The 25,004-nt window shown below is 65.5% G+C and carries 24 protein-coding genes; 9 read left to right on the top strand and 15 right to left on the bottom strand.

Annotated features, from left to right (window positions below; all coding sequences use genetic code 11):
• Positions 1-28: 28 nt before the first annotated feature.
• From WN73_RS35650 to WN73_RS35640, 3 genes are all read left to right on the top strand, one after another.
• Positions 29-448 (top strand): organic hydroperoxide resistance protein, encoded by a 420-nt coding sequence (locus tag WN73_RS35650; RefSeq protein ID WP_011084014.1) that lies wholly within the window; start codon positions 29-31, stop codon positions 446-448.
• Positions 449-484: 36 nt separating this feature from the next.
• Positions 485-1,513: an alpha/beta fold hydrolase gene (locus WN73_RS35645; RefSeq protein ID WP_028173693.1), complete on the top strand. Its 1,029-nt coding sequence runs from the start codon at positions 485-487 to the stop codon at positions 1,511-1,513.
• Positions 1,514-1,585: 72 nt separating this feature from the next.
• Positions 1,586-2,140 carry a cytochrome P460 family protein gene (locus WN73_RS35640; RefSeq protein WP_028173692.1) on the top strand — a complete coding sequence of 185 codons (555 nt, stop codon included), beginning with the start codon at positions 1,586-1,588 and terminating at the stop codon, positions 2,138-2,140.
• Positions 2,141-2,179: 39 nt separating this feature from the next.
• On the opposite strand, the gene WN73_RS35635 is transcribed toward WN73_RS35640, so the two are convergent.
• Both WN73_RS35635 and hemA read right to left on the bottom strand, forming a co-directional pair.
• Entirely contained in the window at positions 2,180-5,689 is a 3,510-nt protein-coding gene (locus WN73_RS35635) for a PAS domain-containing hybrid sensor histidine kinase/response regulator (RefSeq protein WP_271556901.1), read from the bottom strand.
• Positions 5,690-5,989: 300 nt separating this feature from the next.
• The gene (gene hemA, locus WN73_RS35630; protein WP_028173690.1) at positions 5,990-7,219 is read right to left on the bottom strand and encodes a 5-aminolevulinate synthase; all 1,230 of its coding nucleotides are present in this window, start codon (positions 7,217-7,219) and stop codon (positions 5,990-5,992) included.
• A gap of 270 nt (positions 7,220-7,489) precedes the next feature.
• On the opposite strand from hemA, the gene aroQ reads away from it, so the two are divergent.
• Complete coding sequence (aroQ, locus tag WN73_RS35625; protein ID WP_028173689.1) at positions 7,490-7,927, top strand: type II 3-dehydroquinate dehydratase; 438 nt, start codon at positions 7,490-7,492, stop codon at positions 7,925-7,927.
• A gap of 176 nt (positions 7,928-8,103) precedes the next feature.
• Here aroQ and WN73_RS35620 read toward each other — a convergent pair whose 3' ends face one another.
• From WN73_RS35620 to WN73_RS35605, 4 genes are all read right to left on the bottom strand, one after another.
• Complete coding sequence (locus WN73_RS35620) at positions 8,104-9,165, bottom strand: MBL fold metallo-hydrolase (protein WP_011084020.1); 1,062 nt, start codon at positions 9,163-9,165, stop codon at positions 8,104-8,106.
• Between the two features lie 219 nt (positions 9,166-9,384).
• Positions 9,385-11,538 carry a methyl-accepting chemotaxis protein gene (locus tag WN73_RS35615; protein WP_028173688.1) on the bottom strand — a complete coding sequence of 718 codons (2,154 nt, stop codon included), beginning with the start codon at positions 11,536-11,538 and terminating at the stop codon, positions 9,385-9,387.
• Positions 11,539-11,703: 165 nt separating this feature from the next.
• Positions 11,704-12,429: an outer membrane protein gene (locus WN73_RS35610; protein ID WP_011084022.1), complete on the bottom strand. Its 726-nt coding sequence runs from the start codon at positions 12,427-12,429 to the stop codon at positions 11,704-11,706.
• Between the two features lie 223 nt (positions 12,430-12,652).
• On the bottom strand, positions 12,653-12,973 hold the full coding sequence (locus WN73_RS35605) for a hypothetical protein (protein WP_011084023.1): 321 nt from the start codon (positions 12,971-12,973) through the stop codon (positions 12,653-12,655).
• A 192-nt stretch (positions 12,974-13,165) separates the two neighbouring features.
• Here WN73_RS35605 and WN73_RS35600 point away from each other — a divergent pair, with 192 nt between their 5' ends.
• Positions 13,166-13,453 (top strand): hypothetical protein, encoded by a 288-nt coding sequence (locus WN73_RS35600; protein WP_028173687.1) that lies wholly within the window; start codon positions 13,166-13,168, stop codon positions 13,451-13,453.
• A gap of 19 nt (positions 13,454-13,472) precedes the next feature.
• Here the strand turns inward: WN73_RS35600 and WN73_RS35595 are convergent, their stop codons facing one another.
• The 7 genes from WN73_RS35595 to WN73_RS35565 all read right to left on the bottom strand — a co-directional run bounded on the left by WN73_RS35595 (position 13,473) and on the right by WN73_RS35565 (position 19,812).
• Entirely contained in the window at positions 13,473-13,925 is a 453-nt protein-coding gene (locus tag WN73_RS35595; protein WP_053815139.1) for a PaaI family thioesterase, read from the bottom strand.
• 132 nt (positions 13,926-14,057) lie between these two features.
• Entirely contained in the window at positions 14,058-14,267 is a 210-nt protein-coding gene (locus tag WN73_RS35590) for a hypothetical protein (RefSeq protein ID WP_011084026.1), read from the bottom strand.
• Positions 14,264-14,440, bottom strand: a complete 177-nt coding sequence (locus tag WN73_RS35585; protein WP_166466026.1) for a hypothetical protein — start codon at positions 14,438-14,440, stop codon at positions 14,264-14,266. Before WN73_RS35585 ends, WN73_RS35590 begins: the two co-directional genes overlap by 4 nt.
• A gap of 192 nt (positions 14,441-14,632) precedes the next feature.
• Positions 14,633-16,252 carry an ABC transporter ATP-binding protein gene (locus tag WN73_RS35580; RefSeq protein WP_028173685.1) on the bottom strand — a complete coding sequence of 540 codons (1,620 nt, stop codon included), beginning with the start codon at positions 16,250-16,252 and terminating at the stop codon, positions 14,633-14,635.
• Between the two features lie 2 nt (positions 16,253-16,254).
• Positions 16,255-17,094, bottom strand: a complete 840-nt coding sequence (locus WN73_RS35575) for an ABC transporter permease (protein ID WP_028173684.1) — start codon at positions 17,092-17,094, stop codon at positions 16,255-16,257.
• Entirely contained in the window at positions 17,091-18,062 is a 972-nt protein-coding gene (locus WN73_RS35570) for an ABC transporter permease (protein ID WP_011084029.1), read from the bottom strand. The genes WN73_RS35575 and WN73_RS35570 overlap by 4 nt, the downstream gene beginning before the upstream one ends.
• 199 nt (positions 18,063-18,261) lie before the next feature.
• Positions 18,262-19,812: an ABC transporter substrate-binding protein gene (locus WN73_RS35565; protein ID WP_011084030.1), complete on the bottom strand. Its 1,551-nt coding sequence runs from the start codon at positions 19,810-19,812 to the stop codon at positions 18,262-18,264.
• 215 nt (positions 19,813-20,027) lie between these two features.
• Between WN73_RS35565 and WN73_RS35560 the strand changes: the two genes are divergently transcribed.
• From WN73_RS35560 to WN73_RS35550, 3 genes are all read left to right on the top strand, one after another.
• Positions 20,028-20,675, top strand: coding sequence for a TetR/AcrR family transcriptional regulator (locus WN73_RS35560; protein ID WP_028173682.1), 648 nt, complete (start codon positions 20,028-20,030; stop codon positions 20,673-20,675).
• A 254-nt stretch (positions 20,676-20,929) separates the two neighbouring features.
• Positions 20,930-21,592: a DUF3313 domain-containing protein gene (locus WN73_RS35555; RefSeq protein ID WP_271556891.1), complete on the top strand. Its 663-nt coding sequence runs from the start codon at positions 20,930-20,932 to the stop codon at positions 21,590-21,592.
• A 32-nt stretch (positions 21,593-21,624) separates the two neighbouring features.
• The gene (locus WN73_RS35550; RefSeq protein WP_028173680.1) at positions 21,625-22,194 is read left to right on the top strand and encodes a DUF2147 domain-containing protein; all 570 of its coding nucleotides are present in this window, start codon (positions 21,625-21,627) and stop codon (positions 22,192-22,194) included.
• A 3-nt stretch (positions 22,195-22,197) separates the two neighbouring features.
• On the opposite strand, the gene WN73_RS35545 is transcribed toward WN73_RS35550, so the two are convergent.
• The gene (locus WN73_RS35545; protein WP_028173679.1) at positions 22,198-22,509 is read right to left on the bottom strand and encodes a hypothetical protein; all 312 of its coding nucleotides are present in this window, start codon (positions 22,507-22,509) and stop codon (positions 22,198-22,200) included.
• Positions 22,510-22,691: 182 nt separating this feature from the next.
• Here WN73_RS35545 and irr point away from each other — a divergent pair, with 182 nt between their 5' ends.
• Positions 22,692-23,171 (top strand): Fur family transcriptional regulator Irr, encoded by a 480-nt coding sequence (gene irr / locus WN73_RS35540; protein ID WP_271556888.1) that lies wholly within the window; start codon positions 22,692-22,694, stop codon positions 23,169-23,171.
• A gap of 235 nt (positions 23,172-23,406) precedes the next feature.
• Here irr and WN73_RS35535 read toward each other — a convergent pair whose 3' ends face one another.
• On the bottom strand, positions 23,407-24,957 hold the full coding sequence (locus WN73_RS35535) for a winged helix-turn-helix domain-containing tetratricopeptide repeat protein (protein ID WP_271556886.1): 1,551 nt from the start codon (positions 24,955-24,957) through the stop codon (positions 23,407-23,409).
• Positions 24,958-25,004: the final 47 nt, after the last annotated feature.

Raw genomic sequence — 25,004 nt, 5'->3', positions numbered from 1 at the left:
CAGTTGCGCGACGGCAAGGAGACCTTTCATGACGCAAGCGGCGAAACTGCTCTACACGGCCCGAACCCACACCGGCGGTGGGCGGCAGGACGGCATGTCCCGCAGTTCGGACGGCCGCCTCGATGTGCGGCTCTCTCCGCCGGGCGGCGCCGGCATCGGCACCAACCCCGAACAGTTGTTCGCGGCCGGCTGGTCGGCCTGCTTCGAAGGCGCCATGGAGATCGCGGCGCGCAAGCGGAAGATCACGCTTCCCAGGAAATGCGCAATCGATGCGGAGATCGACCTCCTTCTCGATGAGGGCGCTTACTCCCTCCGGGCGCGCCTCAATGTCAGCCTGCCGGGCCTCGATCGCGAGGTCGCACGCGACATCGTCGATGAGGCACACCAGACCTGCCCCTATTCCAAGGCCGTCCGCGGCAACATCGATGTCGCGGTCGCGCTGACCTGACGAACCATCTCCGACCATAAACAAGGTAGCACCATCATGAAGCAGCTCATCGACCAGCATCGCCGCAAGTTTTTTGGCGTCGCCGCGGGAACCGTTGCCGCCGGTCTTGGCGTGATCGATCTTGCCCGCGCTGAAACGGAAGCGCCGCGATCCCTCGCATCGAATGCGTCGTTCGGTACGATCAAGCAGATCGATGCCGGCGTCCTCAATGCCGGCTATGCCGAGGCTGGCCCGTCGAACGGTCCCGTCGCGATCCTGCTGCACGGCTGGCCCTACGACATTCATGCCTTCGTCGATGTCGCGCCGATCCTGGCAAAGGCCGGCTATCGCGTGATCATTCCTTATCTGCGCGGCTACGGCACGACGCACTTCCTCTCCAGCGAGACGCCGCGCAATGGCGAGCCGGCCGCAATGGCCGTCGACATCATCGCGCTGATGGACAAGCTCGACATCAAGAAGGCGGTCGTCGCCGGCTTCGACTGGGGTGCGCGCACCGCCGACATCATCGCCGCGCTGTGGCCGGAGCGCTGCCGCGCGCTGGTGTCGGTCAGCGGCTATCTGATCTCCAGCCAGGCTGCCGGCAGCGCGCCGCTGCCGCCGTCGGCCGAGCTGCAATGGTGGTATCAGTTCTATTTCGCGACCGAGCGCGGCCGCGCCGGATACGAGAAGTACACGCACGATTTCGCAAAACTGATCTGGAAGCTCGCCTCGCCGCAGTGGAAGTTCGACGACGCCACCTTCGACCGCAGCGCCGCGGCGCTCGACAACAAGGATCACGTCGCGATCACGATCCACAATTACCGCTGGCGGCTCGGGCTCGCCAAGGGCGAAGCGAAATACGAGGAGCTCGAAAAGAAGCTCGCGGCGGCCCCGCTGATCAGCGTGCCGACGATCACGATGGAAGGCGACGCCAACGGTGCGCCGCACCCCGACCCCAGCGTCTATGCCAAGAAATTCTCCGGCCGGTACGACTATCGCCTGATCACCGGCGGCATCGGCCACAATCTGCCGCAGGAGGCACCGCAGGCCTTTGCCAAGGCCGTCATCGACGCCGATGGCGCCTGAGGATCCGGCAGCACCTCGGTCCAGCCGGGCTGGACCGAGGCTCATCCGTAGATCCCAGCTTGATGAAGCGTCATGACGCCAACTGAACCTGCAAAGAAAAGACTGTCCTTCAGCACGGTGGTCGTGCTTGCCGCGCTTCTTCTGGTCGTTCTCCTGACCTGCGTGCCGTACCTCGTCTCGATCGCGCTCGCGGAGGGCCCCGCGACAGCAGATGCCTCGCCGATCTTCGGGGTCACGATTCCCGCGGGCTACAGGCAATGGGAGCTGGTCGCGCCGGCCGAAGAGGCCGCGCCGCTCGACGAGCTTCGCGCGGTCGTCGGCAACCAGGTGGCAGTCGACGCCTATCAAGCCGGAAAGCTTCCGTTCCCGGATGGCACCATTCTGGTCAAGCGCGCCTGGAAGCGGAAACGGTCACCGGAATTCGCGTCCGCGACGATTCCCGGCGCTGCCACCACGATCCAGGTGATGGTCAAGGATTCCAGGAAATATGCCTCAACCGGCGGCTGGGGCTTTGGCCGCTTCGTCAACGGCAAGCCGGTCGACGAGGCCCAGCACCGCACCTGCTTCGCCTGCCACGAGGCTCGCGCCAAGAGCCGCGATTACGTCTTCACGCGGCTTGCGCCGTAAGTTGCGACGGCGTGCCTGGCATTCGCCAACGGGCTTCTCTCACTCCGCCGCCACCATCTGCTGCGTGCGCCACTGGCCGAGCAGGGCGCGCAGCGAGGCCGGCTTCACCGGCTTGTTCAGCACCGCGATCTTCTCGTCGCGCGCCCCCAGCTGCACGGCGGGGCTGCGATCGGCGGTGATCAGGATCGCAGGGATGGCGTCGCCGAAGCGGCGGCGGATGTCGCGGATCGCGGCGATGCCGTTGCCGCGGTCGAGGTGATAGTCGACCAGCAGCCCGGTGACGCGCTTGCCCGCAACTTCGATCGCCGCGATCGCGCCTTCGGGATCGGCGACCGCGATCACCTCCGCGTCCCAGGCCTTCAACAGCGTGCGCATGCCGTCGAGGATCGCCGCATCGTTCTCGATGCAGACGATCAGCGCGCCCGCGATCGGCGTACGCGCCAGCGGCGTCGCGCTGGTCACCGCGGCGGTGAGGGTGATCGCCTTCGCCGTCGGCACCGTCACCGAGAATACCGAGCCACCGCCCACATTGGCGTCGATGGCGATGCCGTGGTTGAGCACGCGCGCCAGCCGTTCGACGATCGACAGGCCAAGGCCGAGGCCGCGCGCGATCCGCGCGCCCTGCTCGAGGCGGTGGAACTCCTTGAAGATCTCGCCGCGCTTGACCGTGGGGATGCCGACGCCGGTGTCGTAGACGCAGATCTTGAGCGAGGCGCCGCGGCGGCGGCAGCCGACCAGCACGCGGCCGCGCGGGGTGTATTTGATCGCGTTGGAGATCAGGTTCTGGAGCAGGCGCCGCAGCAGGAGCCGGTCCGACTCGACCGGCAGCGAGCAGGGCACGAAGGTGAGATCGAGGCCCTTGGCGCGCGCGATCGGTGCGAACTCGATCTCCAGCGAGCGCATCAGATCGGCCATCTTGAAGCTCGAGATCGAGGTCGCCATCGCGCCGGCGTCGAGCCTGGAGATGTCGAGCAGCGCGCCGAGGATCTCCTCGATGGCCTGGAGCGATTCGTCGATGTTCTCGACCAGCCGGGTCTCCTCGCCGCTGTGCTGGCGTTCGACCAGGCTGGTGACATAGAGCCGCGCCGCGTTGAGCGGCTGGAGAATGTCGTGACTGGCGGCGGCGAGGAAGCGTGTCTTGGAGATGCTGGCGTCTTCCGCCGTGCTCTTGGCCAGCGCCAGCTCCGAGTTCAGCCGGGTCAGCTCCTCGGTGCGGTCGCGCACGCGCTTTTCCAGCGTCGCGTTGGCGCGCTCCAGCGCTTCCGCGGCCTCGAAGGTGGGCGTGACGTCGGTGAAGGTGATGACGAAGCCGCTGCCGGGCATGCGGTTGGTGAGCACCTCGATCACCATATGGCGGTCCGGCAGGCGCTCGAGATAGGGCTCGCTGTCGATGGTATAGGCGGCAAGCCGCCGCTCCAGCATGGCCTCGCGCTCGATCGGGTCGGCCGGATTGCTCACGTCCATGAATTCCAGGATTTCGCGAAGCGGCGTGCCGAACTGGATGAAATGCGGGGGAACGTTGAGGAGATCGCCGAACTGCCGGTTGGAGCAGATCAGCTGCAGGTCGGCGTCGAACACCGCGATGCCCTGGCGCACATGGTTGAGCGCGGTCTGCAGGATCTCGCGGTTGAAATGCAGCGCCGCATGGGAATCGTCGAGCAGCTTCAGCGCGGCTTTGGCGGAGACCGTCCGCTTGCGCAGCAGCAGCGACATCACGAGGCGCGAGGACGCAGCTCCGATCGATGAGGCGATCAGGTGCTCGGCGTGCTGGAGCAGCTCGAAATCGGCGGGCGCTGCCGGCTCGAGCCGCACATTGCGACGGGCCGAGAAGGCCTCGAACGAATGCCGGGCGCGGTCGGGCCCGAGATATTGCGCGACCGTGGTCTGGATGTCCTGCACGGTGACGGTGGTGCGCCAGCGGCGGAAATTCGGGGAGATCGGCGCGAGCGTGTTGGGCACGAACAGATCGGCCTGCACCAGCTCGATGGACGAAGGCCGCCGTGCCAACGACAGCAGCACATAGGTGAGGATGTTGAGCGACAGCGACCAGATGACGCCATGCATCAGCGGCGGCAGGTCGGCGCCGAACAACGCCTGCGGCCGCAGCACCTCGATCCCGAACGGGCCGTGCTGGAGCAGCAGGATGCCTGCGGTCGAGGAATCCATGAAGCTCGGAATGAACAGCGTGTAGAGCCACACCGCGAAGCCGACCAGCATGCCGCCGATCGCGCCGCGCGCGGTCGCCCGCCGCCACAGCAGCCCACCGAAGAAGCTCGGCGCGAGCTGGGCGATGGCGGCAAAGGACAAGAGGCCGATCGCTGCGAGCTGGGTATTGCCGAGCGCGCGGTAGTAGAAATAGGCCATCACCATGATGGCGAAGATCGCGAGCCGCCGCGAGCGCAGCAGGAAGTCGCTGAAATCGGCGCCGCCGGTGCGCCCCTCCGGCCGCCGTTGCAGCACCAGCGGCACCACGAGGTCGTTGGAGACCATGATGGAAAGCGCGACGCATTCGACGATCACCATCGCGGTCGCCGCTGACAGGCCGCCGACGAAGATGGCGACGCTGAGCAGATCCGCGCCGCCCGCCATCGGCAGCGCCAGCACGTACATATCAGGATCGGCCGTGCCGAACGGAAAGCTGACGAGGCCGGCGATCGCGATCGGGATCACGAACAGATTGATGGCGACGAGATAGAGCGGGAACAGCCAGCGCGCGCGGCCGACCTCGGCATCGGAGGAATTCTCCACCACGCTGACATGGAACTGGCGCGGCAGCAGCATGACCGCGCACAGCGACAGCAGCGTCATGGTCAGGAAGTTGCCGATCGACGGCGAGTAGTTGATGGCGCGCACCGCCTCCGGCGTCTTCATCGCGCGCTCGATCAATTCATGCGGCGAGAACATCCAGAATGTGACGAAGATGCCGGCGGCGAGAAAGGCGACCAGCTTGACGATGGATTCGGTCGCGACCGCCAGCATCAGGCCGTGCTGGTGCTCGGTGGCGTCGGTCTGCCGCGTGCCGAACAGCACGGCGAAGGCCGCCATCGCCAGCGTCACCATCAACGCCATGTCGCCAAGGATCGGGATGTGGGAGAAGGCCTGATCCTCGCTCAGGATCGTCTCCAGCGAGGAGGCGACCGCCTTGAGCTGGAGCGCGATGTAGGGCACCGAGCCGATGATGGCGATCAGCGCCACGGTCGCCGCCACCGCCTGGCTCTTGCCGTAGCGGGCGCCGATGAAGTCGGCGATCGAGGTGATGTTGTGGGCCTTGGCGAGCTGGATCACGCGGCGCAGCACGCCGGCGCCGAGGCCGATCATCAGGATCGGGCCGACATAGATGGCGAGGAAGTCGGTCGAGGTGCGGGTGGCGAAGCCAACCGAGCCGAAGAAGGTCCAGGAGGTGCAGTAGATCGCCAGCGACAGCGGATAGATCAGGCCGGAGGCGCGGCCTGGCCCGGCCGGCGAGCGGCGGTCGCCGTGGCTCGCCACCAGGAACAGGAAGCCGATATAGCCAAAGGCGGCGGCAATCACGCCCCAGTCGTGCAGCATGGCGAGCGTGCTTCTCCCTGGGCGCGACGGCGCCCGGTCTCATTTTCCCTGCAAATCTAGCGCGTTGGGTGGGCGCAAGCGACAGCGAAATGCCCGGAAGGGGCGGGAACTGGCGTCGTCGTTAAGCCGTAGGGCGAGCTGCCTGCTCTCCCTCGCCCCGCTTGCGGGGAGAGGGTGGGGTAAGGGGGGCTCTCCGCGGGGACGGTGGCAGCTGGACTCGCGGAGACTCCCCCTCACCCGGATCGCATCTGGCGATGCGATCCGGCCTCTCCCCGCAAGCGGGGAGAGGCGAAGAAAAACCTACTCCGCCGCCAGCGACTTTTGCTTGAGCGGCAGGCCGAGGCGGTCCCACACTTGCAACAGGGCTTCGGCGAGTTGATCGATCAGGCCGTCGTCGTGATAGGGCGAGGGCGTGATGCGCAGGCGCTCGGAGCCCTTGGCGACGGTCGGATAGTTGATCGGCTGGATGTAGATGCCGTGCTCTTCGAGCAGGAGGTCGGAGGCCTGCTTGCACTTCTCGGCATCGCCGATGAACAGCGGCACGATGTGGGTGTCGCTCGACATCACCGGGAGACCGGCGGCGTTGAGGATCGCCTTGACCCGGGCGGCGCGGTCCTGGTGGCGCTCGCGCTCCCAGCTCGAGGTCTTCAGGTGCTTGATCGCGGCGGTCGCGGCCGAGCAGATCGCCGGCGGCAGCGCGGTGGTGAAGATGAAGCCCGGCGCATAGGAGCGCACGGCGTCGATGATCTGGCCGTTGGCGGCGATGTAGCCGCCGAGGCAGCCGAACGCCTTGGCCAGCGTGCCTTCGAGAATGTCGATGCGATGCATGACGCCGTCACGCTCGGCGATGCCGCCGCCGCGCGGGCCGTACATGCCGACCGCGTGGACTTCGTCGACATAGGTCATCGCGTTATATTTCTCGGCGAGATCGCAGATCTTGGCGAGCGGAGCGACGTCGCCGTCCATGGAATAGAGGCTCTCGCAGGCGATCAGCTTCGGCCGGTTCGGACCCGCCGCCTTCAACAGCGCTTCGAGGTCGGCGAGATCGTTGTGGCGGAACACTTGCCGCTCGCAACCGGACTGGCGGATGCCCTCGATCATCGAATTGTGGTTGAGCTCGTCCGACAGGATCAGGCAGTTCGGAATGAGCTTTGCGATCGTCGCGATGCCGGTCTGGTTCGAGACGTAGCCCGAGGTGAACAGCAGCGCGGCTTCCTTGCCGTGGAGATCGGCGAGCTCGGCCTCGAGCTGCACCAGCGGATGATGCGTGCCGGCGATGTTGCGGGTGCCGCCCGCGCCGGTGCCGACGCGCGTTGCGGTCTCGACCATGGCGCCGACGACCTTCGGATGCTGACCCATGCCGAGATAGTCGTTGGAGCACCAGATCACGACGTCGCGCTTGCCCTTGGGCGAGTGCCAGATCGCATGCGGAAACCGGCCCGCCATGCGTTCCAGATCGGCGAACACGCGATAGCGCCGCTCAGTGTGGAGGCGATCGAGGGCGGAATTGAAGAACTGGCTGTAATCCATCGGCAAACCTGCAACGGAACCTGACCAAGGGGCGCATCTTCTTAGAGCTTTTCCAGCTCCAATGTCTATGCGCTATCCCACATTTGGCCCTGGAGGGCATTTGGGCAAAATGCCCTATCGTGCGATTTGAAACTTGATCCCGATCAAAGAACTCACCGGCTTGTGTAATGCTGCTTTGCGGTAAGTACCGGGAGGGGCCGACATGGCAGCCTGGGGCTGCCTGGGCTCGGCAACACAATTCAGCAGATTATCATTCGAAAGGACCCTCCCATGAAGCGCGTGATGATCCTCAACGGTCCCAACCTCAACATGCTCGGCATCCGCGAGCCGCACATCTACGGCACCACGATGCTCGCAGAGGTCAATGCGAGCTGCGAGGAAGCCGCCGCGAAGCTCGGGCTCAAGCTCGCCTTCCACCAGTCGAACCATGAAGGCGTGCTGGTCGACCTGATCCAGTCGGCGCGGCAGGACGCCGATGCGATCGTCATCAACCCGGCCGGCCTGTCCTTCACCTCGGTCTCGATCATGGACGCGATCAAGACATTCGAAGGCCCGGTGCTGGAAGTCCACATCTCCAACATCCACGCCCGTGACGAATATCACCGGCACTCCAAGATCTCGTTCGTGGCGACCGGCGTGATCTGCGGGCTGGGGCCGTTCGGCTACATCGCGGCGCTGCACGCGATTGCGAATATGAATATGAAGTGAAATGCTGCCGCAGCGACGGTCTGCTCCCTCGCTCCGCTTGCGGGGAGAGGGTTGGGGTGAGGGGGAGTCTCCGCACGGACGGTGACAGTCGGACTCGTGGAGAGTCCCCCTCACCCGGGATCCGCGCTACTCGCGAATTCCGGCCTCTCCCCGCAGGCGGGGAGAGGCGAAAAAAATCACGTCGTCCGAAACTGCAGCACGCCGTCCTTGGTCTCCGCCGTCAGCCGGCCCTCGACGATCATGTAGTTGACGTGGGCGACCAGTTCGCCGGCGGCAAAACCCATCTGGTGTTCGTCCAGCACGTGCTTGTTGAACACCACGGGCACCAAGGCGCGCGAGGTCTGCGGCACCTCGCGGCAGGCTTCCGCGATCAGGCGGCAGCGCTCCTCGTGGTGGTCGGCGAGCTGCTTGATGCGGGTCTTCAATCCGTAGAACGGCACGCCGTGGCCGGGCAGCACCAGCAAATCATAGGGTAGCGTCGTGGTGAGGCTGGCGAGCGAAGCCAGATATTCGCCGAGCGAGTTCTGGTCGGGCTCGACAGCCCACACGCTCACATTCGGCGAGATCTTGCTCAGCACCTGGTCGGCGGAAAGGAACAGCTTGTCGTCGGCGCAATACAGCATCACCTGGTCGAGCGCGTGGCCGCCGCCGGTGATCACCTTGAAGCGGCGCGTGCCGATCACGACGTCGTCGCCATGCGAGATGCGGCGGTAGGACGGAGGCAGCACCGAGACGCGCTTGAGATAGTCCTGGCCGCGGCCGAGCAGCTTTTCGGTGAGCGACTCGTCCATGCCGTGGCGGCGGAAGAACAGCCGCTGCGCTTCGCGTCGCTCCTCGGTGCCGCGATTCTGGTGATAGACCGATTGCAGATATTCGACCTGCGACATCACCAGCGGGCAGTTGAACCGCTCGACGATCCACCCCGCAAGCCCGACATGATCGGGGTGGGAGTGAGTGACGATCAGGCGCGTGATGTTGACGCCCTTGAGCGGGCCGTCGAACAGCTTCGTCCAGGCCTCGATCGTCTCCTCGTTGCCGAAGCCGGCGTCGACCATGGCGTAACCGTCGCCGTCGGCGAGCAGGTAGATGTTCACATGGTTGAGGCGGAACGGCAGCTTCAGCCGCGCCCACAATACGCCGGGCTTCACCTCCACGACCTCGTCGGGGCCGGGATGCTGGTCCCAGGGATAACGCAGGGCCTCCGCGGAGGACTGCACGGTGTCGGTCTTCGCGTTCATGCTACCGACTTAAACCCGCCGGGCGCGCCGCGCCAGCCGAAAAAGGACGCGGGGGTGGCTCGCATAGCGGTCATTCCGGGCCGGATTTTTCCGTGACCCGGATGGAGCGCAGCCCAAAAATGCCGGTCATTCCGGGGTGCGCGTGAGCGCGAACCCGGAATCTGGAGGTCGTCGCGCGAGATTCCGGGTTTGGCGCTTTGCGCCGCCCCGGAATGACAATCAGGCCGCTCGCATGCTGTTGAGGAACGCGTCGATCTCCCCGCGCAGCAGGTCGGCCTCGCGGCGCAGTGCGTCGGAGGCGCCCAGCACTTCGCTCGCCGCAGCGCCGGCTTCGGCGGAGGCGGTGGAGACGCCGACGATGTTGCTGGAAACCTCGCTGGTGCCGCCAGCGGCATGCTGGATGTTGCGCGCGATCTCGCGGGTCGCCGCGCCCTGTTCTTCGACAGCCGCAGCGATCGTCGTGGTGACGTCGTTGATCTCGCCGATGATCCGGCCGATGCCCTGGATGGCGCCGACCGCCGAGGTCGTCACGTCCTGCATGCTGGCGATCTGGGTGCGGATCTCCTCGGTCGCCTTCGCGGTCTGGCTCGCGAGGCTCTTCACCTCGGAGGCGACCACCGCGAAGCCGCGGCCGGCCTCGCCCGCGCGTGCCGCCTCGATGGTGGCGTTGAGCGCGAGCAGATTGGTCTGCGAGGCGATGGTCTGGATCAAATCGACCACGACGCTGATGCGGCTCGCGCTGTCGGCGAGGCTCTGCACCGTGGCGTCGGTCGCGCCGGCTTCGTCCACGGCCTTCTTGGCGATCCCGGCCGAGGTGACCACCTGGCGGCTGATTTCGGCGATCGAGGACGACAGCTGCTCGGTGCCTGACGACACGGTCTGCACGTTGACCGAGGTCTCTTCGGCCGCGGAGGCGACCGCGTTGACCAGCGCGTTGGATTGGTCGGCGGTGGTCGACATGCTCTGCGCGGTCGATTGCATCGAATTGGCGGACTGCGCCAGATTGTCGAGCGCGGAGCGCACCGTGCTCTCGAATTCGGCGATCTTCGCCTCCATGCGAGCGGCACGCTCGGCCTTGGCGACGCGGTCCTTGTCCTGTTCGCTCGCGAGCGCGCGGGCCTCGACCATGCTATCGCGGAACACGGTCAGCGTGTCGGTCATCGTGCCGATCTCGTCATTGTGCTTGGCACGCGCGATCTCGGTGTCGAGATCGCCGGCCGAGAGCGACTGCATGGCGCGCTGGAGGCCAGTGATCCGGCGCAGGATGTTGCGGCCGACATAGAGCCAGACGAACAGCGCCGAGCCGACCAGCATCAGCGCGCCCAGCGCCAGCATGACCGACGTCGCGAGCGAGATCTCCTGCCGCGCCTGGAAGGTCGACGCGTTGGTCTCCTTCTGCACGCCGTCGACGAGCTGCTGCACGCTGATGCCGAGGCCGACATTGAGCTTACGCGTCTCGTCCAGGATGGTCTGGCCGTAGTCGATGGAGTCGAGCTCCTTCTCGCGCAGATTGAACACGCCGGTCTTGCCGGTGCCGAGCGCGAGCAGCTTTTCCGCCGTCGCGCGCAGCATCTTGTTGCCCTCATTGTCCGACAGCAGATCGAGGTTCGACCGCAGGCGTCCTTGTGCCGTCTTGAATTCCTTCTGGATGTCATCGAGCTTGTCGCTCGTGTTCGCCGACAGCGCCGCGCTCATGTCGGCGGCTGCGAGATTGCCGCTGGCGACGACGTTGCCGAGCTGGCCGACGGTTTGCGCGGCTTCGGTGGCATCTTCGGCCGACAGGTTGGCCGAGCCGAGAATGGCGTTGACCCGGGTCTGCGCGTCCAGCATCGCCGGACTGGCCGCGCCCACGAAGGCGCCCTGGGCGCTGCGCAGCGCGTCATATTGCTTGTCATGGAGGGCGGCAATGTCCAGCCGTTCGCGGGCGGCCTTGGCCAGGCTCTGGGCCGCCTCGTTGATGCTCTTCATCGTCTCGCTGAGTCCGGAGACGACGGCCTTGTCGCCGCCGAGCTCGATGATCTCGTTGAGTTTCTGCTGCGTCTGCTCCTGCAATTCCCTGAGCTTCTTGGTGCGCTCGTTCAGGGCGTCCTCGCTTTGAGCCGCAAGCAGGGCCGGTCCCTGTGCCGCAAGGCTCGCGCTCAGGGCCGACAATTGCAGGCTGGCGGCGAGGCGCGGAATGTCCCGCCCGCTCAGTTCAGTCATGCGCCCGCCGAGATTCTGCAGCGCCAGGCCGGCGCCGGCCGCGATCACGAGGCCCATGCCCGCGATCACCGCGAAGGCCGTGAACAGGCTGCCGCGCACGCCCCATGTCGGCATCTTGAAACGAGGTCTCAAACGGCCAAGCAAACGGCCAACGCCCAGACGGATCGCCATCGAACTTCCCCCACGCTCTTGCTTCTGTTTTGTGGCGGGCAGTATCGGCGGGGCCGGTTAAAAAAATCGCAATTGGTGCAATTGCTTGCGCTGGTTCCGCAGGGCGAAAAAAGAAGGGCCGGCAACGGGGCCGGCCCTTCGTCAGGATAAGGTTTTGCTAACCGATCAGTAGCGCGCGACCGTCGAATTGGCCCAGTTGAAGCGATAGTTGACGCCCGCCTTGAAGGTGTGGTCGTCGGTGGTGAAGTTGCCGGTGCCCGCCAGCGGGCCCGCGGTGAAGTGCGCGTCGCCGAAATTGTAGTACTGGTACTCGGCCTTGGCCGACCAGTTCGGCGCGAACATGTATTCGAGTCCGGCGCCGACGGTGTAGCCGTTGCGATGATCGCCATCGATGATGAAGCCGGTCGGCACGCCGCCGACGGTGACCTTCTCGTTGTTGTCCGAATAGGCGTAGCCGCCCTTCACGTAGAGGAGGCCCGGACCCCAGGTGTAGCCGACGCGGCCGGTGATCGAGCCGAGGCCGCGCTGGTCGTTGGTGTAGGCGACGCCGCCCGGAAACACCGCGCCGACGCTGCCGGAGAGCCAGGAATACTGGCCTTCGACGCCGACCACGAAGTTCGGGTTGAACTGCCAGTCGGCACCGACCTGCACGCCGCCGAGGAAACGGCCGTTGCCGTTGTTGCCGGTGGAGAGGCCGTTGAAATTGTTGTCGCTGGAGAACGCGCCGCCGACATGGGCGCCGAGATAGAATCCCGTCCAGTTGTAGATCGGCGCGACATAGGCCGGCGCGGGCGCCTTGTAGTAGTTGCGGTTGCCGAGATCGGCGCCGACGGCCGGCGCAGCGGCGCCCACCACGAGCAGCGCGACGGTCGCAAACAGAATCTTTTTCATAGTCCAAACTCCAACACTTAGGTCCCCGGCAGGCGCGCTTTCCGCGCCGTCGTTGGTTTTGCAGATAGCTCGCTTTTGACGAAAATGCTGTCACATCCGTGGCACAGCGGCAGCCAACCTAACGTATTGGGCTGCAAATGATTTTCGTGCTTAATGGCGACTTAAGAAATGCTGAAGGAAGGTTTAACGTCGCCTCTTCCCGGTAACTTGCGTGCGGTTCTTGTTAACCAAGACGCCGCCGTGCTTCATCGCGCATCTGCGCGCGGAATGCCGCGCGCTTTGCCGGCCGGTCTTCCTCGCGCACGTCGTGGCGATCGAAGATGTCGAACTTCTCCAGGATCGGATAGCGCTCGCTCGCCATCGCGAGCACGCGCAGCACCTTGGTCGCCGACGGCGTCGGGCCGCTGACCTCCCAGCGCCGGATGGTGTCGGCGCCGCCGTTCTCCGGCAATCCGCATAGCCTGGCCATGTCGGCCGCAGTGAGCTTGCGCTCGAGGGCATCGGAAAGGTCGGCGCGGAGTTGCTTCAGTTCGGGGCCGGTCATGTCAATCGCGTTCAGGGGAGCTGCTTATGGCAATGCACTAGCGCTGATTCGGGTCCATCCGAAGGCAGCGAGCGCAGCCCCCGGGCTCCGGTACCTTTGTGTGCGCACGGAGTTATGAACGGAGTGCCCATGGAAATCTTCCGGCGAATGAACAGATGACACAGCGGGGCCCTAGCGATGAAGGGATCAGCCATGACAACCGTCAAACTCGCCATTGCCGCGCTCATCACGACCGGACTGCTTGCCGCGCCGTTCGCGGCTGAGGCGAAGAAGCACCGCTCGAGCCGATATTACAGCACCAGTGTGGTGGCCCCGGCCTATGGCAGCGCCGGATTGCCGGCGACGCAGGGCAGGCCCGCTTACGGATCGTCCGGACAGACGGTCGGCACGGTCACGGCGCCGTCGATCGGAACGTACAACTGGCCGTCGGTCGGCGTGACCAATTCGGTCCCGACCTGGAGCAATACCAACCCGCGGTGATGAGCGATTGCATCGCCCGTCAGCTCTCCGCGCCGCCCTTCTCAATGCCGAACACAAGGCAGGTCGTCGTCGCGTGCGCTAGCAGCCGGCCCTTCGTATCGGTGATGCGCGCTTCGGCGGTCGCGACGCGGCGGCCGGCGTTCAGTACGCGGCCTTCGGTGCGGATCACGCCGCTGGCCTCGCTCATGCCGCGCACGAACGAAATCTTGAATTCCAGCGTCGTGTAGCCGGTCCCGCCGGGCAGGGTGGTCTGCACCGCCAGCCCCATTGCGGAATCCAGCAATATCGCGGCGTAGCCGCCATGGACCGAGCCGATCGGGTTGTAGTGACGCAGGCCCGGCACGCTGTGGATCACGACAATTCCAGGTTCGGCCCTGCAGTCGAACGGCTCGACCGTCTGCATGATCGGCGGTTCGGGCAATTCCCCGGAGAAGATCGCGCGGACAAAATCAAGCCCAGACATCGATGCCATCACGTCGATGGGCACGACACCGTATTCGATGGCCGGTTTGCCGGCTTTGTCGTCCTCCACCGAGCGCCTCCAAACCTCATGGAATGATCTATATCATATAATAAGGGATGGAAAAGAGCCAGAAGGCGCACCTCAGGCGCCACGGCCACCCTGTTGCCCGATCACGCAACGCCATCCCGCGAGGCGCTCGGCCGGATGCTGGTTCATCCATTCGGCAAGCTGCGGCGCGCCCATCATGCAGGACTGCATCGAAACGTCGGCGAAGTCCGACGTGGTGACGATCTGCTCGTGACAATTGGCGGGAGAGGAGAGGCTGCAAAGCACGGCAATGATCTTGATCACGACAGATTTTCCACGTTGCCGCCGCCGACGGCGCGCCCGATCGTGGTCGTGTCGTGCCGCTCGCTGACCGGATCAGCGGGCGGGAAGATGCTGTCATAGATCGCGCGTGCCTCCTGGATGAGGCGCAATCGTTCGCGCTCGGATCTCGAGACAAATTGAATAACCTGGCCCATGTTTGGCTCCGAAGAGTTTGGCGACCATCATCAGATGATGGGAATCATTCCAAACCGATGTGGGGTGCGGCCCGGCGCTTTGCAGCTGTGCGGGCGGTCACGAGGAATAAAAAGCGCGTGACCGCGCCGTTGCGGCAGATGCGGTTCGATTCGGTCCAATCGTCTTTGGGGGCGAACCGGATACCGTTTGCGTCACGCCGCCGGCGCGCACTCCTTCCGCCCCGGCACTGCCGCGAGCAGCTCGCGCGTATAGGCGTGCTCGGGCGCGGCGAACAGCTGCGCGGTCGGCTTCAGCTCGACGATGGCGCCGCGCTGCATCACCGCGATGCGGTCGCAGATCTGGGCGGCGACGCGCAGATCGTGGGTGATGAACAGCATGGAGAGGCCGAGGCGCGCCTTGAGGTCTTCGAGCAGCCGCAAGACTTGCGCCTGCACCGAGACGTCGAGCGCGGAGACGGCCTCGTCGGCGACGATGATCTCGGGCTCGAGCGCGAGCGCGCGCGCGATGCCGATGCGCTGGCGCTGGCCGCCGGAGAATTCATGCGGATAGCGTTCGAGTGCCCCGGCGTCGAGGCCCACCATCTTTAGCAGATCGCGGGCGCGCTCGAAGGCGACCTTCGGATCGATGCCGGCCGCGATCGGGCCGTCGGCGATGATGTGGCCGATCTTGCGGCGCGGATTGAGCGAGGCGAACGGATCCTGGAAGATCATCTGGATACGATGGCGCTCGGTGCGCAGTGCCTTGCCCGAGAGTGAGGTGAGATCGGTCTCGCCGATCCGCACCGTGCCGCGGTCGGCTTCGATCAGCCGCATCACGAGGCGCGCCACCGACGACTTGCCCGAGCCGGATTCGCCGACGAGGCCGAGCGTCTCGCCCTTGAGGATGTTGAAGTTGACCGCGCGCGCCGCATCGACGCGGCGGTCCTCGCGAAACCAGCCCCCTGATGTGACGTAGGTCTTGTCCAGCCCGATCACCTCGACGGCCCTGGCCTGGTCGTCGAGGGGCTCGCGCGCCGGCGGATCCATCGACGGCACGGCCGCGAGCAGCGCCTTGGTGTAGTCGTGCTGCGGCTCGTTGAAGACGGTCGCCGCCGGGCCTTCCTCGATCACCTTGCCATGCCGGAGCACCACGACCTGGTCGGCGATGTCGGCGACCACGCCGAAATCGTGGGTGATGAACATCACCGCCATGTTGCGGTTGCGCTGGAGGTTGCGGATCAGCTTCAGGATCTGCGCCTGCGTGGTGACGTCGAGCGCGGTGGTCGGCTCGTCCGCCACCAGCACCGCCGGCTCGAGCGCGAGCGCCATCGCGATCATGGCGCGCTGACGTTGACCGCCGGAGAGCTGGTGCGGATAGGCGCGGACGATGCGCTCGGGGTCGGGCAGGCCGACCTCGCGTGCCAGCGCCAGCGCTCTTGCGCGCCGCTCCTTCGGCGAGAGCAGGCCGTGGGCCTCGAACATCTCGGCCATCTGGTCGCCGATCCGCATCAAGGGATTGAGCGCGGTCATCGGCTCCTGGAAGATCATCGCCAGCCGGCGGCCGCGCAGGTCGCGCCAGCCGTCGTCATCCAGCTTGAGCAGGTCGCGGCCCTCGAACTGGATCTCGCCTGATGTGACCGAGACCGTGTCGGGCAGAAGTCCCATCAGCGCATGCGCGCACATCGACTTGCCGGAGCCGGATTCGCCGACGACGCAGACGATCTTGCCGGGCCGCAAGTCGAGCGAGACGCCGTCGACGGCGAAGGCACGTTCGGCGCCCTTGGGCAATGCGATCTGCAGGTTCTTGATGGAGACGGCGGGCGGGGCGGTCATCGTCAGCGTCCCTCCCGCGACAGGCGCGGATTGAGCGCGTCGTTGAGACCTTCGCCGATCAGGTTCAGCCCAAGCACCGAGATCAGGATGGCGACGCCGGGAAACACCGTGATCCACCAGGCCTGGCGGATCACGGTGCGGCCGGCGCCGACCATGTAGCCCCAGGAGATCAGATTGGGATCGCCGAGGCCGAGGAAGGCCAGCGAGGACTCCAGCAGGATCGCGGTCGCCACCATCAGCGAGGCCAGCACGATCACCGGCGACAGCGCATTGGGCAGGATCTCGCGCAGGATGATCCAGGTGTTGCTCTGGCCGGTGACCACGGCGGCCTGGACATATTCGCGCGTGCGCAGCGAAAGCACCTCGCCACGCACGAGGCGGGCGACCGGCGGCCAGCTCACCACCGCGATCGAGGCCACGATCGAATAGATCGAGGGCTGCAGGATCGCGACCAGCACGATCGCCAGCGCGAAGCTCGGAATGGTCTGGAAGAATTCGGTGAAGCGCATCAGGGCGTCGTCGACCTTGCCGCCGAAATAGCCGGCCATGGCGCCGATCGGCACGCCGACGACCAGCGCCACCAGCGTCGAGACGAGGCCGACCAGCAGCGACACGCGTGCGCCAAAGATCATGCCGGCGAACACGTCGCGGCCGAGCGCGTCGGTGCCGAGCGGCACGGCCCCGAGCGTGAACGGCGGCAGGAACGGCCGCTGTACCATGCGCCAGGGCGAGTTCGGGAACAGCATCGGTCCGAACACCGCGATTCCGATCGCAAGCAACAGGATGATGAGGCCGATGACGCCGCTCGGGCTCTTCAGCATCGATTTCCAGAACTGTTTCATGAGGCGAATTCGATGCGCGGATCGACCAGCCGATAGACCAGGTCGGTGATGAGGTTGAAGATCAGGACCATGGCGGAGCAGATCACGAACACGCCGAGCAGGAGGTTGTAGTCCCGCTGCAGCAGCGCGTCGTACATCAGGCGCCCGATGCCGGGCCAGGCGAACACGGTCTCGGTGATGACGGCGCCGCCGATCAGCGTGCCGGAATGCACGCCGGCGAGCGTCACGACGGGCAGCAGCGCGTTGCGCAGCACGTGGCGGCGCTGGATCACGGCGTCGGAGAGGCCCTTGGCGCGCGCGGTCTTGACGAAGTCGAGCCGCTTCACCTCCAGCATCGAGGCGCGTGTCATGCGGGTATAAGTCGCCATGAAGAACAGGCCGAGCGTCATCGCCGGCATGATCAGGTGTTTTGCGACGTCGACCGCGTGGGCAAGGCCGGTGAGGTTGGCGCCGACCGTCTCGTAGCCGAAGCTCGGCAGCCAATCGAAGGTGACCGAGAACAGGAGGATACCCATCAGCGCCACCCAGAAGATCGGCATGGCGTAGAAGATCAGGGCGAACACGGTGATGCCGGTGTCGAGAAAGGTTCCGGCAAAGCGCGCCGCAAAGCTGCCGAACAGGACGCCGAGCATCAGCGAGATCGCGAAGGCGGTCAGCGTCAGCAACAGGGTCGCCGGCAGCCGTTCGAGGATCAGCTTCGACACCGGCGCCTGCTGGCGGAAGGAGAAGCCGAGGTCGAGGGTGACGACGCCCTTGACGTAGATGAAGAGCTGCTCGGGCAGCGGCTTGTCGAGGCCGAACTTTTCCCGGAGCTGCTTGACGAAGATCTGGTCGCTGGCGCCGGCCTCGCCCGCCATCACGACCGCGGGATCGCCGGGCGCAAGCCGGATCAGGAAGAAATTGAGGACGACGATCGCGAGCAGGACGATCACGCCCTTCACGACACGCTGAGCGACGAAGGAGAGCATATCTATAACGCAGTGAGATTGAGGTGCGTGTCACCGCGATCACGGTGCACTCCCTCTCCCGCTTGCGGGGGAGGGCAGGGGAGGGGGTGCTTCCGCGGAGGGATTGCCAAGAGGAGAGAACCCTCACCCGCTACGCTCTTCGAGCGTAGCGACCTCTCCCGCAAGCGGGAGAGGTAAGGGGAGTTCGGAGCGCCTGCCATCACTTGTCGAGCCATGCGTCCTTGAAGCCGTCATTGACGCCGATGCCGGTGGTGATCAGGTTCTTGACCTTGCAGCGCATGATGGTCGGGAATTGCAGCTCGAGCATCCAGGCCACCGGCACGTCCTCGACCAGGATCTTCTGCGCCTTCTCGTAGATCTCCTTGCGCTTGGAATCCGGGGTCGCGACGGCGCCATCGGCGAACAGCTTGTCGATCTCCGGGTTGGAGTAGCCCTCGACATTGTTGAACACCTGGCCCTTGGCGATGGCGCTGGAGACGTAGTTGCGCCCGACGCCGAGGGCCGGATCGCCGTACTGGTAGAGATAGGTGAAGGCGATGTCGTAGTCCCAGTCGCCGATCTTCTGGTTGCCGCCGGCAACGTCGGTGGCGATCGTCTCGATGTTCATGCCGACGTCCTGGAGGTTCTGCTTCACGGCTTCACCCCAGCGTTGCCAGGTCTCGCCATAGGCGAGCGGCAACAGGCGGATCTTCTCGCCCTTGTAGCCGGCTTCCTTCAGCAGCGCCTTGGCCTTGGCCGGATCGTACGGATATTTCGGCACGTCGTCGGTGTAGTATTTGATGGTCGAGGCGGACGGGCCGGTCGCGACCTTGCCGAGCCCGTTCCAGATCACGTCCTTGGCGAAATCGCGGTCGATCGCAAACATGATCGCCTGCCGCACCCGCTTGTCCGCGAGCGGGCCCTGGCGGTTGTTCAGCCATAGCCAGGCCAGCGGCGAGAAGAACTCCCAGCCGGCGCCGGTGACGCAGGTGTCCTTCAGCTTGGACAGCCGCGGCACGTCGAAATTCTCGACCGAGCCGCCGGGCAGCACGTCGACCTTGCCGGTCTCGTACGCCACCGAGCGCGCGGCGGCGTCGGGAATGACCTGCCAGTAGATCTCGTCGAGATAGGGTTTGCCCTTTTCGTGGTAGTTCGGGTTCTTGACCAGGCGGATGAACGAGCCCTTCTGCCACTCCTTGAACATGAAGGGGCCGGTGCCGACCGGGGCGTTGTTGTAGGGGTTGGTCTTCCAGTCGGTGCCGTCATAGAGATGCTTCGGCACCATCGGCATCGAGCCGACCTCGAAGATACCGAGGAACGGGCCGAACGGCTGCTTCAGCGTGAACACCACCGTGTAATCGTCGGGCGCCTCGACCTTGTCGACCTGCCCGAGGTTGTTGCGGGCGCGCGCGTGGGTCTGCTTCAGCATCTCGATCGAGAACAGCACGTCGGCGGCGGTGAAGGGCTTGCCGTCATGCCAGGTGACGCCCTTCTTGAGCTTGAAGGTGTAGGTCTTGGCGTCCTCGCTCACGGTCCAGCTCTCGGCGAGTTCCGGCTGCGGCTCGAGCTTGGGGCTGTAGCGCAGCAGGCCCTCGAAGATGTTGCCGGACACCATCTGGACCGGGCCGTTCTGGACCATCGCAAGCATCAGGCCGGGCGGCTCGGGCTGGATCACGGCATTGATCACACCCCCCGTTTTCGGCTCTTGCGCCAGTGCCGAGGCCGTGAGGCCGCAAGCCAGGAGGAGACCAAGCAACACTCGTTTTGGCATGTCGTATCTTTCTCAAGCGAGGCCAGCCGTAGACGCTTCGCACGTCATGGCGCGCAAAGCTACGGCCGGCCCATCCCAGTCCCCATCCGGTATCGAGGCTCACATAGTCCCATTCGGCGCCGCAAGATGAAAGTCTCGACAGTGTTCGCACAAAAAATGTACAGCGCGTCCTGTTTTCACTTGATTCATTATCCTGTCGTGGAGACAAGTCGGCCATGGACAATGCCACGCGCTCCGAACGGTCCCGCAACGCTGCGCTCGAAGCGGCCATCGCCATCATCGCGCGCGACGGGCCGGGCCGGTTGACGCTCGATGCCATCGCCCGCGAGAGCGGCCTCAGCAAGGGCGGCGTGATGCATCAGTTCCGCACCAAGGAGGCGGTGCTGAAGGCGTTGCTCGAGCGGCAGATGGCGCATTTCGAGGAGTTCTCGATCCGCTATATGGCAAAGGTGAGCGGGACCTCGGCAAATCCCAATCTGGCGACCCAGCTCGCCACGATCCGGGAAGCGGCGACCTCGCCGAATTCTGCCGCGCTGGCCCTGGTTGCGGCCATGGTCGAAAATCCTGACCTGATGGCGCTGCCGCGCGAACTCGAAATGAAGAGGATGGCGGCGATCAAGGAAGAAGCCGCCGACCCCGACCTCGCGATGCTGCGCTGGGCCGGGGCGCTCGGGCTGCTGCTGAGCTCGCTATTCGGCATGTCTCCGCTCAGCAAGGACGAGCACCAGCGACTGTTCGCGCGCCTGCTCGACGACGCACAGTGGACCGGCCTCGGACAGCCCGCCACGACACGCACCAAGTCCGCGGCCAAGTCCGGAACGCCATCGGCGGCAAAGGCCCCGACCCCGCGCAAGCGCGCCTGATTCACCGTTAACGAATTCCGACCGGCGCCTGCCCAAATCCGCGCCTGCGGCCAAATGTGCCAACGCGTCATTTCCGTACTTTACAAACCAACTGGTCGGTTTTATAAACGGAAACACTGAGACGGCCCAAGGCGTCTGAAATGGCCGCGGACGATGCCTTGGGCCGGCAATGGTGAGCGCCGCAGCCGCGTCTGGTCCCAAAACGCGGCTGCGGTCCCCATCGCCTTTGCTGAAAGCCGCTAGAGGAGTCTGGAATGGATCGCTCGATCGCCCTGCGCGGTCTGGGAACGCTGGTGCTTTGCGCGGCCGCGGCCGGCTGCGCCTCGGTCGCGCCCGTGCCCTATTCGGAGATGGCGTCGTCGGCCTACATGGCCCCGGACAAGTCGGACGCCTCCGGCCGCGTGCCCTACCGCTATTCCACGCCGGTCGACTGGCGCGCATATAATAAAGTGATCCTGGATCCCGTCGTGCTCTACCGCGGCAAGGATCATCAGTTCGGCGACATGTCCGACAAGGACAAGGCAACGCTCGCCGCCTACATGCAGAACTCCTTCGCCGAGCGGCTGCGCGGCCGTTTCGCGCTGGTGCGCGAGCGCGGACCGAACACGTTGCGGATCAGGCTGACGCTCACCGGCGCCGTCACCAACACGCCGGTGCTCGGCACGCTCTCGCGCTTCGACCTCGCCGGTGCCGTCTACAACGGCGTGCAGGCCGCGCGCGACGGCGAGGGGACGATGACCGGCTCGGTCGTCTATGGCGTCGAGATCTTCGACGCCGCCACCTCGCGCCTGCTCTCTGCCTACGTCACCAAGCAATACCCGGGCGCCTACGACATCAAGGCCAGCGTCGGCGCGCTCGCAGCCGCCACCGCCGGCCTCGAGAAGGGCGCCGACGCGCTGATGGCGCAACTGAACTGACGCGGCAACCCGCGCAACGAAAGGCATCGCAGATGGACATTCTTCTTCGCTTCGTGCTGCGCGTCGCGATCACGGTCATGATGATGATCGTCGGCGGCCGCGCCGGCGCTGCCGCGCCCACCGATCCCAGCGGCACCTGGCTGGTCGAGGACGGCCGCGCCCGCATCCGGCTCGAACGCTGCGGTCCGTCGCGCGAGCGCATCTGCGGCTTCATCGTCTGGATGAAGGAGCCGGCCGACAAGCGCGGCCAGCCCTATCGCGACAAGGAAAACCCCGATGCGGACAAGCGCGCCCGCGCGCTGCTCGGCCACCAGCTCATCATGGGCTTGCAGGCGACGCCCGAGGGACGGTTTGCCGGCGACATCTACAATGCGGAGGACGGCAAGTTCTATTCGGTCTCGCTGTGGCGCGAATCTCCTGATCGTCTCAAGCTCAAGGGCTGCCTGATCAAGTTCCTGTGCCAGACCCAGACCTGGCAGCAGACCCTCGACGTGCTGCCCGGTCAGCTCGTCGGCCTGACCGGCGATCTCAACGGCCCGCGCGCCGACAAGGAATGGGCGGCGGTGCCGGCACCGAAGCCGATCCAGGTGAAAACGAAATAGCCTTCAGGGCGTCCGCAGCGCCCGTCGCAACTCGTCGAGCGCGTCTGCGAGCTGTTCGCGGTGCGCGATGTCGTCCTTGGGGAGTGCGGCGACGTTGCCGGCGAGCTCCCGCAGGATGCCGGCGAGCAGCCCGAAATTGATGTGCAGGTGCACCGATTTGCGCTCATCGGCCGCGCCCGGATGTTGCAGCACGAGCGCAACGCCGCTGCCGTCGAGCCGCGCCTCGAAGCGCGATGAATGCTCGAAGGTGCCGACATAGAACTTGTCGGGATATTCGAGCGCGATCTCTGCCTTGTCGGGAACCGGCCTGGACATGTGAGCCTCATCGATATCGCTGCATTGTGACCGGGAATAGACTGGGCCGCCTTGCGATAGGTCAGAGGCGACCGCTTCCGGGTTTGATCCGGATCAAAGCCAAGCCGCCGCTTCTGCGATCGAATGGCAACTGGCCGGACGCCGCGTTGCGTGCCCTGGTTCTTTCAGCCGTGAGACGATCGATGGACATGCAGGCCACGAATATCCCCGCGGGCGACGACAGCGGACCTGACGTCGTCGGACCGGAGCCGGATGAGGGCGTGCAGTGCTGTCTGCAATTGCTTGTTGATGCGGGCCTCCGGCCAACGCGCCAGCGCTTGGCGCTCGGCCGGTTGCTGTTCCTGCGCGGCCATCGTCATGTGACCGCCGAGGGGCTTTATGAAGAGGCGCTGGCGGCGAACGCTTATCTGTCGCTCGCGACCGTCTATAATACGCTGAACCAGTTCACCGAAGCCGGCCTGTTGCGCCGGATCGCGGCCGACGGCATCAAGTCGTTCTTCGATACCGACACATCCGTGCATCCGCACTTCTACCTCGAAGGCGAGGATGTGCTGGTCGACGTCGCCGATGGCCTCGCCTTCACCAGGATTCCCGAGGCGCTTCCCGGCCACGAGATCGCGCGGCTCGACGTCATCGTCCATCTGCGCCGGAAGCGCGTGTAGCGCCGCCGCGCTCTTACCTTCCCCTGGAGGGGCCTCACCGCACGCCGTGTCCTTCGAGACGACCGCTTCCAGCGGTCTCCTCAGGATGAGGCTATGCAGCACCGTGCCCGTTGAAGCTGTTGCCGCGAATTCCGTCCTCATCCTGGGGAGCCCGCCAGGCGGGCGTCTCGAAGGATGGCCGCAGGAACCGCTCTCAAATGCTATTCCCCTGCCGTTCAAGGGAAGGCAAGAGGTGTCACCGCAACCCCGCCCGGCGGAATCCTTCCAGATAGTGCTCGCGATCGGCGTCACTGGCCCATGGCAGTTGCGTCTCGATCCAGTGCAGCGAGATGCCCGGCTGGGTGCGGCGGAGCTCGCCCAGCGCCATCTCCGCAAGCATCCCGTCGCCGGTCATGCCGGCGGAGACGGCGAGCACGCGATAGGCGCCGGTGAGGTCGCCGCGATGGCGGATGGCCTCGCGCGCGAGCGCGATGGCCTCGTCATAGCGCCGTTCGGTGAAGCGCGCATAGCCGGCGATACCGTGATAGATCGCCAGCGACGGGTCGCGCGGTGAGAGCCGGATTGCCCTCTGCGCCGCCTCGAACGAGTCCTTCGATCGCCCGGCATAGGACAGCGCCAGCGCGTAATAGCCCTGCGCCAGCGAGAAGTTCGGATTGAGCGCGAGCGCCTGCTCGAACTCGGACAGCGCGTCCGCAAGCCTGCGCGTCGAGAAGTAGACGCTGCCGAGCCCGGTATGCGCCCAGGCGTCCTCATGATCGCAGCGCACCGCGGCCAGCGCGGCGGCTTCCGCTATTGGCGCCACCCTGGCCAGTTCGACCCAGCCGAGATGCGCGCCGAACATGTGGTTCGCCGCCAGCACCGACAGCGCCTGGCCGTAATTCGGATCGATCCCGATCGCGCGCTCGAGCAGCGCCTGTGCGGCCTCGTGATCCTGCCGCGTCACGCGCCAGTAGTGCGACAGCGCGCGCATCAACAGATCCCAGGCGTCGAGGCTCGCGGGCGGCTTGCGATGGCTGCGAAAATTCTCCGCTGCGTGGATCTGCGGCTCGATCGCCGCGACGATCGCGTTGGTGATCTCGTCCTGCACGGCGAAGACGTTGACGAGCTCGCGGTCATAGCGCTCGGCCCAGAGATGGCTGCCTGACGCCGCGTCGTTGAGCTGGGCGGTGATGCGCACCCGCTTGTCCGCCTTGCGCACGCTGCCTTCGACGATGTAGCGGACGCCGAGCTCCTCGGCGATCTGCCTGATGTGGACCGCGCGTCCCTTGTAGATGAAGGACGAGTTGCGGGCGATCACCATGAACCAGCGCTGCTTCGACAGGGCGGTGAGGATGTCCTCGCTGATCCCGTCGCCGAAATAGTCCTGCTCGGGATCGCCGCTCATGTTCTCGAAGGCGAGCACCGCGATCGCCGGGCGGTCCGCAACAGTGCGTGCCGGGGCCGGGGCGGGTTCCGCAGGCGCGAGTGTGACTGCCACATCTTCCCGGACCTCGCCGACGAACCGAAAGCCCTTGCGCGGGATCGTCTTGATCAGCCGCTGAGTCGCGCCGTCGTCGCCGAGCGCCTTGCGCGCGGCATTGATCCGGCTGTTCAGGGCGGAATCCGAGACGATCCGGTCACTCCAGATCTGGCTGATCAGGTCATCCTTGCTGACCACTCGGGCCCGCTGCGCCACGAGGTAGAGCAGCAGATCGAACACCTGGGGCTGCAACGGCACGGCGACCCCGGCGCAGGTCAGTTCGCGCAGGTCGCCGTCGAGCACATTGTTTTCAAAGCAAAATCGCACGTTTCTGTCGTCTCAAGCAAAAATCAAAGTCGTCTCAGGCGAAAATC

Source organism: Bradyrhizobium sp. CCBAU 45394, from assembly GCF_028128655.1.
GTDB lineage: Bacteria > Pseudomonadota > Alphaproteobacteria > Rhizobiales > Xanthobacteraceae > Bradyrhizobium > Bradyrhizobium diazoefficiens.
Note: the sequence above shows the minus strand (reverse complement) of the source record. Positions and strands in the feature narration are given on the sequence as shown.